10 protein-coding genes are annotated in these 12,540 nt (G+C 68.1%); 7 read left to right on the forward strand and 3 right to left on the reverse strand.

Annotated features, from left to right (window positions below; translation table 11 throughout):
- Nucleotides 1-78 precede the first annotated feature (78 nt).
- From CEB94_RS39465 to CEB94_RS39475, 3 genes are all read left to right on the forward strand, one after another.
- Nucleotides 79-465, forward strand: a complete 387-nt coding sequence (locus CEB94_RS39465; RefSeq protein WP_175436708.1) for a hypothetical protein — start codon at nucleotides 79-81, stop codon at nucleotides 463-465.
- Between the two features lie 524 nt (nucleotides 466-989).
- The gene (locus tag CEB94_RS39470; RefSeq protein ID WP_175436709.1) at nucleotides 990-3,194 is read left to right on the forward strand and encodes a glycoside hydrolase domain-containing protein; all 2,205 of its coding nucleotides are present in this window, start codon (nucleotides 990-992) and stop codon (nucleotides 3,192-3,194) included.
- A 46-nt stretch (nucleotides 3,195-3,240) separates the two neighbouring features.
- On the forward strand, nucleotides 3,241-3,894 hold the full coding sequence (locus CEB94_RS39475; protein WP_175436710.1) for a M15 family peptidase: 654 nt from the start codon (nucleotides 3,241-3,243) through the stop codon (nucleotides 3,892-3,894).
- 283 nt (nucleotides 3,895-4,177) lie between these two features.
- Here CEB94_RS39475 and CEB94_RS39480 read toward each other — a convergent pair whose 3' ends face one another.
- Nucleotides 4,178-4,516, reverse strand: coding sequence for a MerR family transcriptional regulator (locus CEB94_RS39480; protein WP_175436711.1), 339 nt, complete (start codon nucleotides 4,514-4,516; stop codon nucleotides 4,178-4,180).
- Nucleotides 4,517-5,465: 949 nt separating this feature from the next.
- Here CEB94_RS39480 and CEB94_RS39485 point away from each other — a divergent pair.
- The 4 genes from CEB94_RS39485 (at nucleotide 5,466) to CEB94_RS39500 (ending at nucleotide 8,456) form a co-directional block, all read left to right on the forward strand.
- Nucleotides 5,466-5,642, forward strand: a complete 177-nt coding sequence (locus CEB94_RS39485; RefSeq protein WP_175436712.1) for a hypothetical protein — start codon at nucleotides 5,466-5,468, stop codon at nucleotides 5,640-5,642.
- A 6-nt stretch (nucleotides 5,643-5,648) separates the two neighbouring features.
- On the forward strand, nucleotides 5,649-5,942 hold the full coding sequence (locus CEB94_RS39490; protein WP_246112075.1) for a sigma-70 family RNA polymerase sigma factor family protein: 294 nt from the start codon (nucleotides 5,649-5,651) through the stop codon (nucleotides 5,940-5,942).
- Between the two features lie 218 nt (nucleotides 5,943-6,160).
- Nucleotides 6,161-6,547, forward strand: coding sequence for a hypothetical protein (locus CEB94_RS39495; RefSeq protein WP_175436713.1), 387 nt, complete (start codon nucleotides 6,161-6,163; stop codon nucleotides 6,545-6,547).
- A 586-nt stretch (nucleotides 6,548-7,133) separates the two neighbouring features.
- Complete coding sequence (locus tag CEB94_RS39500) at nucleotides 7,134-8,456, forward strand: aldehyde dehydrogenase family protein (RefSeq protein ID WP_175436714.1); 1,323 nt, start codon at nucleotides 7,134-7,136, stop codon at nucleotides 8,454-8,456.
- 591 nt (nucleotides 8,457-9,047) lie between these two features.
- On the opposite strand, the gene CEB94_RS39505 is transcribed toward CEB94_RS39500, so the two are convergent.
- Both CEB94_RS39505 and CEB94_RS39510 read right to left on the reverse strand, forming a co-directional pair.
- Nucleotides 9,048-11,105 (reverse strand): RICIN domain-containing protein, encoded by a 2,058-nt coding sequence (locus CEB94_RS39505; protein WP_175436715.1) that lies wholly within the window; start codon nucleotides 11,103-11,105, stop codon nucleotides 9,048-9,050.
- 205 nt (nucleotides 11,106-11,310) lie between these two features.
- Nucleotides 11,311-12,375 carry a LacI family DNA-binding transcriptional regulator gene (locus CEB94_RS39510; protein WP_175436716.1) on the reverse strand — a complete coding sequence of 355 codons (1,065 nt, stop codon included), beginning with the start codon at nucleotides 12,373-12,375 and terminating at the stop codon, nucleotides 11,311-11,313.
- Nucleotides 12,376-12,540 lie beyond the last annotated feature (165 nt).

Below are 12,540 nucleotides of genomic sequence, written 5' to 3' on the forward strand. Positions count from 1 at the left end.
TCTTCCGCTTGCGCGCACCCAACCCCACCACCCACGGACTGCACCGACCATTTGACCATCCCAAGGGGGAAAACAATCATGATCCATTCTGTAAGGGCCGCCGCCGCGGCCATGGCATCCACGGTCATCGCCGCCGCCGGCCTCGTCTTCGGTACGGCGGGCTCTGCCCACGCGACCGGTCATGGCGAGGGCTACTACGGTGTCTGGGCCTCCGGCGTCAATGTCCGTGCCGGTGGTGGGGAGCAGTGCTATCTGTACCCGTCAGCCGCCAACTGTCCGTCCGTGCAGACCATGGTGAGCAGCCCGGCTCAGGTGTGGGTGTACTGCCAGGAGGAGGGCGCGCAGACCGTGGGCGGCAACCCGTACTGGGTGTGGGTGCTCACCGCGAGCGGCCACCGCGGCTACATGGCCAGCTACTACATCGACAACGCCACCAACTGGATCGATGGCGTCGAGGACTGCTGACGCGGGCGTCCACAGCCGTCTGTCCTGCCTTGACGGTACGAGGGCACCGGTTCGTCAGCCGAGGACCGCGTCGGGGAGAGCGACTGCCGGCGCGGAGTCATTCGCTTTCGTCGGCATCGCGGACACGGCGTCCGCGAGAGGTCGTACGCCCGGCGGTCTGCACCCCGTTAGTCCCTCAACCCGCATTCACCACCTGTAAGCAGTGCGGAACCCGTGGCGCAGCGGACAGCAGCGGGACCTTTGTAAGCCACACCGGCAAGGTCCGGAGGGGCTTCGAGTGCAGCGGCGGGGCGAGCTGGTTGCAGGTGCGGCCCGCTCACCTCACCGCCCACGACATCTGGTTCGGCAGGGCATCTGGTTCGGCAGGCCGATGACAGCACCGGCCCGTTCCCGCCCGCACCGCAAGTTGCGCATCGGCACAACCCGTGACGGAGCCGCCCACCCCATGGTCTGCACCGCCTGGTGGCAGCCAACGTTCGCGCCCGGGTGGGGCATCCGCCCGGGCGTGTCTGAGAGGACACAGCATGGCCGATCAAATGGTCATCGAGGCACAGAAATTCATCAACTCCTACAACGTCGCCGGAATCCCGGAGGTGGAGGAGAACGGTCGCACCGGTTGGGCTGTCATGTTCGCGCTGACCCGGGCGCTCCAGCACGAGCTGGGCATCGCTGCCCTGTCGGACAGCTTCGGTCCGACGACGCTCGCCACCCTCCAGTCCCGTCACCCCGTCATCAACGCGGGCACCCGGCACGAGAAGATTCTCAAGATCGTGCAGTCGGCGCTGTACTGCAAGGGCTACGACGGCGGCGGCATCGACGGCACCTACAACGGCTCCGTCGCGGCGTCGGTCCGCGAGCTGACGCAGAACATGGGCGTAGACGGCACCTTTGCGGATGGTGTGGTGCCGAAGGTGTTCAAGGCGTTGCTGACCATGGACGCCTATGTCGTCACCGAGGGCGGCAGCGAGCTGACCCGGGCGGTACAGCAGTGGATGAACGGCCGTTATGTCGGCCGTCGGAACTTCTTCATCGTGCCGTGCGACGGTCACTTCTCACGGGACGTGCAGAAGGCACTGATGTTTGCGATCCAGTACGAGATCGGCATGAGCGACGATGTCGCGAACGGGGTCTTCGGCCCCGGCACCCAGCAGGGCATCAGGAACAACCCGCTCTCGGAGGGCTCGTCGGGCACGTGGGTGAGTCTCTTCACCGCCGCCATGATCTTCAACAAGCGCGGCGGGGTGTTCTTCACCAGCCAATTCGACGCCGACCTGGCGACACGCGTACGCAGCTTCCAGAACTTCGCGAAGCTCCCGGTCACCGGCCGCGGGGACTTCCAGACCTGGGCCTCGCTGCTGGTGTCCACCGGCGACGCCACCCGAAAGGGGACCGCGGCAGACTGCGTCACCGAGGTCACCGACGCGCGGGCGGTGTCGCTCAGGGACGCCGGTTACCAGATCGTGGGCCGCTACCTGTCGAACGTCCCCAACACCTCACTCGACAAGAAGATCAAGTCCGGCGAGCTGGGCCGGATGGCCGCTTACGGTCTGAGCTGCTTTCCCGTCTACCAGACCTGGGGCGGGGAAGCGGCCTACTTCCGTCGCGAGCAGGGAATCGCCGATGCCTTCGCCGCCATTGAGCGGGCCAAACACTACGGCTTCAAACCGGGCACACGTATCTACTTCGCCGTCGACTTCGACGCGCTCGACTACGAGGTCACCGACAACATCCTTCCGCACTTCCGTGCGATCCGGGACGTCATGAACGAGCACGGCCAGGGGTACCTGACGGGCATCTACGGCCCCCGCAACGTATGCAGCCGCGTCGCCGCCGCGGGATACACCTCGGCCAGCTTCGTCTGCGACATGTCCACAGGATTCTCCGGGAACCTCGGCTATCCGCTGCCCAGCGACTGGGCCTTCGACCAGATCTCCACGATCTCGGTGGGGGCAGGCAGCGGCCTGATCGAGATCGACAACAACATCGTGTCCGGGCGTGACGTCGGCCAGAACACCTACAACCCCGAGCAGATCACCGCAGACCTGGACGTCAGTATGGACATGTCCAGACGGAACGCCCTGCTCGCGGACGTCCAGTCGTATCTCCTCAACAACATGGGGGTGCCGGAGGAGGGCGGAAGCCAGGGCGCCCAGGCTCTCACGTACCGGTCGACCACGCAGGCGTTCGACATCCTGATGAGCTTCGACGGGCTGGTCACCCGGCTCGCGCGCACGTTCAGAATGCGCAAGGCCATCATCCAGAGCCCGCTGCTGTGGGAGACACGCATGTACAACAGCCTGGATGTCGTCGGTGACGAGGCGGTCATCGACCATTACGACGGGACCGGACTGAGTACCAAGAACGACGCCAGCACCGGTCTCGGACAGATCTTCGCCGCCACCGCCATCCGCGGCCGCAACCACTGCATCCGGGCCGGCCTGATCGGCGGCAGCATCATGGACGCCGCCAACGAGAACGATCTGTGGAACGTATGGCAGCAACTGCACAACGACCACAACTACAACATCAGCACGCTGCCCACGGTCCTGATCGAGGGAGCCGCCGACGTCGGCGTCCCCCAGCCGTCCATGACGACCAGCGAGGAGCACACCCGCCTCACGCTGGCCCGCTACAACGGCACCGACGAGCGAGCCCAGAACTACGGCAACGCCATGCTCGGCCTTCACCGGGTGTTCGAAAAGTACAACGCGCCCCTGCGCGGCCTGTGACGCACCGATCAACCCATCGCAGTCCACACTCTCAGACAGGACGGGCATGACCATCTCATCCTCACACCCGCCGCGCCGTTGCGTACTGCGCACCGGTCTCGGCCTGACCGCGACGGCGGGTCTCGCTACGCTCGCGGTCCCCTCTCCGGCGTCCGCGTCCACGCGAGCGGCCGCGGTCGGCTCGTCCACGCACCCCACCAGCGCCAACGGCTGGCCGATGGAACCGCGGGCCGACGCCTCGGGAGCCATCTGGACCCGTCCGGTGCCGGGCAGTTCGGTTTCGGTGGCCCTGCGTATCGGCGAGGCGGCCACCGTGCTCGTACATGTCATCCGCCGCTACCACTACGAGATCGACACGCTCGGCAAGGGTGAGGTGATCGGTTTTCGCCCGGCGGACGGTTCGCTGAAGGGTTACGCGACCAACCACGCTTCGGGGACCGCGGTCGCGATCCGCCCGACCTGGTACCCGGCCGGCGCCAAGGGCGGTCTCTTCCCTCACCAACTGGCCACGCTCCGCGACATCCTCAAGGAATGCCAGGGTGTCGTGGCGTGGGGCGGAGACTTCCGCCGCCCGAACGAGTCCCACTTCCAGATCGACGTGCCCCCCTCGGATGCGCGCGTGAAGCGGCTCGCGGCCAGGATCCGCAGCTGGGAGGACATACCCGGCCAGGGGGCGGGGACGCTCGCCCTGGGCGCCTGACATCGGCACAGCGGGCCTCTTCGTCCCAGCGCAGCCCCTCCAACCATCGCCGACTAGGGATGGCTGCGGCGGGGCGTCCTGCGGTACGACCACCTGATCGGAACGGCGCCGGCGTACGTGACGGTCCGGGCCGCAAGAGGCAGGGCGATGTGCCTCGAACGGGCACGAGAGCACCTGGAGCAGGTCCCATTCGTCGTTGGGAAGGTCATGGGCCCAGGCGCCGACGGGTATCTGTCGCCCGCAATGGATGGCCGCCCCGGGTGTGTTGTGGGTCTGCGTCGTCTCAGGCTGCGGTTGTCGGGGTGCCTGAGGCGGCGGTGCGACGGTATTCGGCGTTGAGGCGCTGTGCTTCTTCGAGTTGGTCTTCAAGGATGATGATGCGGCAGGCGGCCTCGATGGGGGTGCCGTGGTCGACGAGTTCCCGGGCGCGGGCGGCAACGCGCAACTGGTAGCGGGAGTAGCGGCGGTGTCCGCCTGCGGAGCGCAGCGGAGTGATGAGGCGGGCTTCGCCGATGGCGCGGAGGAAGCCCTGGGTGGTGCCGAGTATCTCGGCGGCCCGGCCCATGGTGTAGGCGGGGTAGTCGTCGTCATCGAGACGGCCGAACAGGTCGTCTGCTGTCATTGCACCTCTCTGCGGAACGTGTGGAGGGGCCCTGGTGCCGTTTGGCACCAGGGCCCCGAAGGAACTGCTACACCATCTGCCGGCCCTGATACTGCACCGGCCTTCTGCTTCCGCAGACCCGGCCGAGATGCTGCCGGGGATGCGGGGATCGCGGTTGCTTGACCGGAGACCACCTCACTATCGATGTCCTGCGGTACCCGAGGCTCAACAATTCCGCCCGGGCGATCCTGATGGCGCTCGGCTCCTCCGTTCTTCCCTCTTGATCAACACTGCCCGACAGGAACTGCGTACTGCCGGTCTTGCGTACTGCTCGTACTGCTAGGTGATGCGCACTGCCGGTGACCTGAGTAAGCGTCACCCTTCGGCAGCCAGCCCCGTCGCCCGTCGTGCGTCTGCTCTGGCTTGGAACCCCACTGCCGAACCTCCCGGTGCGCGCGTCCGCAGCCGACGCCTTCACCGAGGTGCTGCTCACTGACTTCGCTGCTGGGCACTGCGAACTGCACCAACGGGCGCCGTCACGGCGGCCCCTGATCACTGCGGGCCGCCCGGTCCGGTCGTCAGCCCCGTCGCCGTCCTGCAACAACCCTGGCTTCGGAACTCCACCACCGCACCGTCCTGCGCACTGCAACTGCTGTTACTGCTGCCTGGCAGTTCGTCTCTGCCGGGCCCCGCGGTCTCTCCGGGTTACGAGAGAAACCATAACCATGCCACCGCCCAATGTCTACTCCAGCCAACATAGATTTTCGTGCGCTCGACGGTGAGGTAATCGTCGGCGCAAGCCAACGCCGGTCGCGCCTCCTGGGCGATGACTGGAGGACGGCTCCGGTGGCCCCGCGGTGAGCGGTCGGGACGCTGCCGGACGTGGATGACCGCGCCCTCGCGGCAGAAAAGACCGTCGCGTGGTGTGCGCGCTGGGGCCCGCACCCGGACGTGGTGGAGCGCTGAAGAGATGGGCGAGCACTGCGAGCTGGTGATCCAGTCCCCCTCCGACGACTCCTTCCTCGCGGAGAGCGTGCCCAACTTCGAGGCGGACTTCCACGCGGTCCTCACCGCGGAGCAGGCCGGCTACTACAGGTCCCGCTACGCCGCTTTCGAGTACGTGCTCAACCAGATACTCGGCATCTGACTCGCGATGCACATCGCCCCGTACGGACGCCTCTACGTCGGCCGCGACGCGGTGGTGAACGACTGGATCGAGAGCGGCTTCGAGGGCATGAAGGGCCTGCGAGCGGTACGCACCTGCGTGAACCGGCAGCCCGCCGTCGCCTTCTACCTCTGGCGGAAGGGAGAGGACGCGTACCTGCCGCTGACGATCGACGTCCTGCGCGTCATCGGCGGGGCCATCACCGAGATCGTCACGTTCCACGACGACCGGTTCCCGCGGCTCGGGCTGCCGGAGCGCCTGCCGGCGGGCGGCACGGAGTAGTCCCGGTGTGGACGCTCGCGCTGCGCGCGCGTGCGGGTCACGGAGGTCGCGGCAGAGTGGTGCGACGCGTTCGGCGTCGGCACCCGCGGGCCCGTGCAGCATGCCCGGCAGGTTCATCCCCTAGGGTTGAACGTGTTCAAATTTGGTGGGAGTATCGCCTCAGCTGCTCTGGGAGCGACGATGAGGGACAAAACAGCGCGTCAAGGGGCGACCACCAAGTGGAGGTCCGCTGGGCTTATCTCGATGTCGCTGTTGTGGGCCCAGCGATTGCTGTCAGCCCTTGGCTGCCGAGCGTCGTGGGCATCCTGGATCTGACGGGCTTTACCGCCATCCTGAGTATGCTGATCTGCGGCTTTGTTCCGTCGTTGTTGTTGGGGGCGCTCCTCGGGCGTGCTCGTGCCTGCCGGCTACTGGCAGCGTGTGGCGCCGCGGGGCCGGCCCTGTGGATTCTCGACTTCACGGTCTTCAGCGATCCCGATGTTCATACATCGGAGGCTGTAGCAGTCGGTTTCGCGGGCGCTCTGGCTGTGGGGCTCATCAGCGCTCCTCTCGTGTGGGGTGCGATGGCGGGCCGGTATTGCAGTCGTCCCGGTGCGGCTCAGTGAGCTAAGTGGGGGAAGCGGATGAGGACTGTCGGCTGTCCGGACGAAGGCAGGAAGTGTCTGCCCGGCGTTCGTAGCGCCGGCGGGTGGCGGTAGCCGCCCAGTCGGGGGAGCAAGCGTTCGGCCACCTTGCACTGCCTCAGCCGGAAGAACCGGCCAATTGTGTGATCCTCTTTTTCCGTACAACTGAGCACACGCCCTGTCCGACCTGCGCAACCCGCGTGGCTGCCCAGAGGTCGGAAGGCTGCACAACCTGTGAGGGAACCGGCCAGGTGATGGCCGGTCATCGGCCCGGCCTCTCCGCCGACCGACCGAGATCGCACTGAGTGCGGGGGAGGAGTGGTGGACCAAGCGCGGGCAGCAGTGCGCCGCTCCGGCCGGCCCGCCATTTGCCGTGCTGCTCACCGTCGGCCAAGGCTCTTCCTTCATGCCCTGAATGTCCCGCACCGCTGCGTGCGCCGTTGCGGCCCTATGCGCGCGGTGGGGTCCGCTGTGACGCACGGCACGAATGTGGTGCGGACATGGTGGAATCCAGGGGAGCGGGCAGAAGGTTGGCATATACATCTGACCGTGAGCCTATGAGGTACCCGTGAACCACTCCGCCCCTGAGCAGCCCTCCGACCTCGTGGCCCGCCTGCGAGCCACCTTCCGCACCGGCCGCACCAAGCCCGTCGAGTGGCGCACGGCCCAACTGCGCCGACTGCGCGACATGCTCACGGAGAACGGCGCGGACCTGGCCGCTGCCCTCCACGCCGACCTGGGCAAGAGTGTGACCGAGGCCTACCGCACCGAGATCGACTTCACCGTCCGCGAGATCGACCACACCCTTGACCACCTTGCCGACTGGCTGCGCCCCGAGCCCGCCCCGGCCCCGGCGCACCTCGGCGCGGATGCGACGGTCTGGACGCAGTTCGACCCGCTCGGCGTCGTCCTCGTCATCGCGCCGTGGAACTACCCGGCACAGCTCCTGCTCGCCCCCGTCGTCGGTGCCCTGGCCGCGGGCAACGCGGTGGTGGCCAAGCCGAGCGAGCTGTCCCCAGCCACCTCCGCCGTCATGGCCAGGCTGCTGCCGACGTACGTCGACGCCGACGCGGTCGCCGTGGTGGAGGGCGGCGTTCCCGAGACCACGGCCCTGCTGGCCGAGCGTTTCGATCACATCTTCTACACCGGCAACGGCACGGTCGGCCGTATCGTGCTGCGCGCCGCTGCCGAGTACCTCACCCCGGTCACCCTCGAACTCGGGGGTAAATCGCCGGCCTTCGTCGACCGCGATGCCGATCTGGCCGTCGTCGCGGACCGGCTGGCCCGTGGCAAGTTCCTCAACGCCGGACAGACCTGCGTTGCCCCCGACTACGTTCTGGCTGATCCGGAGACCGCGGCGGCTCTGGAGCCGCTGCTCGCGAACGCCGTGAAGGAGCTGTACGGCAGTGACCCGGCCGCGTCCGGTGAGTACGGGCGGATCATCAACGAACGGCACTTCGACCGGCTAACCGGCCTGCTCGACTCCGGCCGCACCGTCGTGGGCGGCACGAGTGACCGGGAGGCGAAGTACCTCGCGCCCACCGTCCTGGCCGACGTCGACCCCGACGCGCCCGTCATGCGGGAGGAGATCTTCGGCCCCATCCTGCCGATCGTCACGGTCCCCGGCCTCGACGGGGCGATCGACTTCATCAACGACCGGGACAAGCCGCTCGCCCTGTATGTTTTCACCGAGTCGGACGGGACGCGGCGCCGGTTTGCCGCCGAGACCTCCTCGGGCGGCCTGGGCTACGGCCTGCCGCTCGCCCATCTCACCGTCTCCGACCTGCCGTTCGGCGGGGTGGGGGAGAGCGGCATGGGCAACTATCACGGCCGCTACTCTCTTGAGACCTTCAGTCACCGCAAGGCGGTCCTGGACAAGCCCCTGCGCTGACGCCCGTCCGAGGTCCGGCACGGTCAGCTGGCGTTCGGAGCGGCGGGTCTCGGCGCCCGTGACGCCGCGATGGCCGCTCCGCCGATGACCAGGGCACAGGAGCCTGCCCATCGTTGGTGGGCAGGTACGGACGGCGATCAGCAACAGGCGGAGCAGGATCGCCACTTCACCGGCGTCGAACATGCGAATGCGCTCGGTCGTCGTGGCGACGGCGGTCAGTGACAGGGACACACCCGCGGGTACGGCGGTGCGCAGTGGGGGGCCACCCACGCGGGCCGATCGGCGGGGGCCAGAGAACGGCCGTGAGGCCGAACGACAGGAGCAGGAACACCGACCAGAGGAACTTGCTGTTGGCGACGGCGATGAGCATGTCCGCGAAGCCCGGCAGGAACAGCGTCGTGACGCCCACGGCGCGCAGGCAGCTCTACCGGCGGGTCCGCTTCGTGGCGAGGTCGTCGGTCGCGGGCAGGAGGTCCACATCGGTCACCGTGGGAAATGAGGTCGGCTACGCCTCGGCCGATCGCCCGCGGCAGACGCGGGGACCGCTTCACCGGCGGTCCCCGCGCCTGGTCATGACACAAGTGGAAGTCGTCAGTTAATACGGACGATCTTCCAGAGCTGGTCGTCGACACTGACATTGTTCCACTGCACGACGGCTGCACCGTTGGCGGTGGAGGACTGCGCGACGCCGGCGACGAGGGTGCTGTTCACGTTGCGGAGTTTGTAGTAGCCGCCGCCCGCGTCGGTGAGGTTCCACTTCTGGGAGTCGGCACTGGAGGCGGTGTTCTGGACGAGGGCCGCACCTGCGGTGCTGGAGGAGCCTTGGATGTCCAGGTTGAGTTTGCTGTTGACGTTCTTGATGGTCCAGGCGCCGCTGCCCGCGGACTGGAAGGTGAAGAGCTGGCAGGCGCAGGCCGTGTTCTGCCACTGGTCGGCTGCCTTGCCCGCAGTGGTGGACGAGGCGGGGATCTCCAAGTACTTGCCGCTGTTCTTGTTGACGAGTATGTACTGGCCGGTGGCGAGGGGCGGCAGGGCGCTCTGGGTGAGGTTCCAGCGCTGGCAGGCGCAGCCGGTGGCGGCCCACTGCCCGGCGGTGGTGCCGACGGTGGAGGAGGCGTCGGGGATCTCCAGGTGCTTGCCGGTCAGCCGGTTGATGAGGGAGAAGCCACCGGCGGGGTGCGGGGAGACCGCCCACTCGTGGTCGACGGTGCCGTTGTCGTCCCACTGGAGGATCTTGGCGCCGTCGGCGGTGGACTGGTTCTGCACGCCCAGGACCTTGCCGCTGGCCACGTTGAAGATCTTGAAGTAGCCGGAGGGCTGCTGGTCGAACCGCCACTTCTGGTCGCTGGCGTTGTCGGCGTTCTGCTGGGTGGCGTAGGTGCCGTTGCTGGTGGAGCCGCCCGCGATGGTGAGCAGCTGGCCGCTGCCCGCGTTGGAGACGGTGTAGGTGGCGCCGTCGGAGATGCCGCCGCCCAGGTCGATCGTGCTGTAGGTGACCGGGTTGGAGAGGTTGCCGCCTCCGCGTCCGGCGCTGAGGATCAGCAGGCTGTGCCCGTCGGGCAGGGACGTCATGCCGCGGCTGTAGCCGCCGGCCACGTTGGCGTTGATGCGCGTCCAGGTGTTCGCGGCGCCGTTCTGGGTGTTGATGAACAGGTCGTCGGCGCTGTTGGCGCTGACCGCGAGGGTGCCGTTGGGCCCCCCGGTGGGCAGCCAGGTCATGTAGGGAGCGCTCTGGGGTACCACGCCGTCCGTCGTGCGCAGCGGGATGCCGGTGACCGAGCCGAACGCCTCCGGGTCGGTGGAGATCTTGTAGTAGACGGAGAAGTTCCCCTCCGGGGCGCCGCCGTACTCGTACGACAGGACGTACTTGCCGTTCGGCAGCTTCGCGACGGTCGGCATGCCCGGGCGGTTGCTGAAGGTGGGCATCGCCACGTCGTCGACGACCGCGCCCCAGGTGCGGGCGTCCGTGGAGACCTGGTGCACGATCTTCTGGCCGTGGTCGGGGTCGCGCTGGTCGGAGTAGTAGACGATGAGCTTGCCCCCGGAGACGAGGAAGAACGGCTCCCAGACCGGGGTGCTCCCGTTCGTGTCGAAGGCGGCCCCGCCGGTGGCGATGTTGCTGACGAAGCTCCAGGTCTGCCCGCGGTCGGTGCTGGCGTACAGGTCGATCTTGCTGCCCGACCGGTCGGAGGGCACCGAGTCACCCGCGGCCAGGATGGTCCCGGCCGGGAAGTCACCGATCGCGGTGGGCAGTTCGAACAGTTCGGGCTGCCAGCGCATGCCCCAGCCGTTCTGGGTGTCGGCGACGTCGGAGATCCTGCTCCAGGAGTTGCCGTTGTCGGTGCTGCGGTAGACCGGGAAGACGGGCGTGCCGGAGGTGTACTGCTCGAACGTGGCCAGCAGGGTGCCGTTGGCCGATCCGTTCTGCTGCAGGCGCAGTGCCCGCGGATACAGCGAACCGGGCGAAGGCGCACCGGACGGTGGGGTGTACATCGTCTGCGAGGGACGGGAGAGGGCCTGCGCCCGCCCCGCGGCGGGCAGCAGAATCGTCGCCGCGGCGACAACCAGCGCCAGAAGCAGGAACAGTGCAGTGGAGGGGCGGGAACGTCGAGCGGCGCCGGGTCTGACGACCGACAGTGCAGGGGACATGTGCTGCTCCCAGGACAGGGAAGGGATGGTGTGGTGTGGTGCGGTGCTCGCCGCACCTGACGCGGTCCGGGTGGGAAACGGCGAGCCCGTGGGGCGCGCCACCGCGTAGGAGAACGGAGGCGGGCGCGGCAACGGCGATCGAGCCGGCCGGCGAGTGGCAAAGCGGTGCCCGGGTGTGCGGATGCGCTCCCTGCCGGGGTCGTTCTCAGACGGTGCGCCGGTCCGTCTTGTCCTGGTGGGACGGCGGAGGCGCGGTCGAACCGCGGACGACGAGTTCGACCGGTAGGTCGCTCGCCTGCGGCAGGTCGGTGTCGGGCTTCTCCATCGCGTGCACGAGAAGGCGGATGCCTTCCCGGGCCGCGGCTTCGAACGGCTGACGCACAGTGGTCAGGGGAGGAGAGACGTAGGCGAAAACCGGATTGCCGTCGAAACCGACGACGCTGACGTCCTCCGGCACGTGCCGCCCCGCCTCGCGCAGGGCGTGGATGAGACCGATGGCCATCTCGTCGCCCGCCGCGAAGACCGCGGTCACAGAACGGTCCGAAGCGAGCGCTCGGCCAACGGCGTGGCCGGACGCGGCCGACCAGTCACCATTGAGGAGTGGCGGCTCGTACGCGCCCCGCGCGGCCAGTGCCGCCCGCCACCCCTCGATACGGTCCTTGGTGGCGTACCAGCGCCGCGGGCCGGCGAGGTGATGAACGGTCGCATGCCCCAGATCCAGCAGATGCTCGGTGGCCGCCCGCGCCAGCGCGTGGGCGCCCACACCCATGGTCACGGTCCGAGCGGCGGTGAAGGCGGGCGGTGCCCCCAGGAAGAGGACCGGCACGTCGACGCGGAGGCCGACATCTCCCTCCACGACGGGTTCGGAGACGACGACGCCGTCCACTCCCTGCTCGAGCAGTGACTCCACTGCGCCGGCGATGCCCGCCGGGTCTCCGTCCGGCGTGTTGACCACGCGCAGCGCGTATCCCGCTTCGCGTACGGTCCGCTCGATGTGCACGAGGAGGGAAGCGGTTCCGTAGCCGGCGGTCCCCAGGGCGACCACGCCGATGGAGCCGGTGCGCCCGGAGGCCAGTGTGCGGGCAGCCTGATTCAGCCGGTAGCCGAGTTCCTCAGCGGCTGCGAGGACCTTTCGGCGAGCTGCGTCGGAGACGTAGGGCTCGTCGTTGAGGACGCGGGAGACCGTCTTGCGCGACACCCCGGCCAGCCGGGCCACGTCCGCACTGCGCGGCGCGGAGGAGCTCTCGCTCGAGCCAACCGTTGGTGCCATGAAGTCTCCCGAGGGTCACACATCTGCATCGAACGAGGTCAATCATATGACCGCGCGGTCTGACCGCGTGGTCATGTCTACGTAGCCGTGAGCCGTACGTCAAGAGTTGCTGCGGTCTCGATTCCGACGGGCGGCTGCGGATTCGGCGGTGGACGACCGTTCGGC

It is taken from the genome of Streptomyces hawaiiensis, from assembly GCF_004803895.1.
GTDB classification, from domain to species: Bacteria; Actinomycetota; Actinomycetes; order Streptomycetales; family Streptomycetaceae; genus Streptomyces; species Streptomyces hawaiiensis.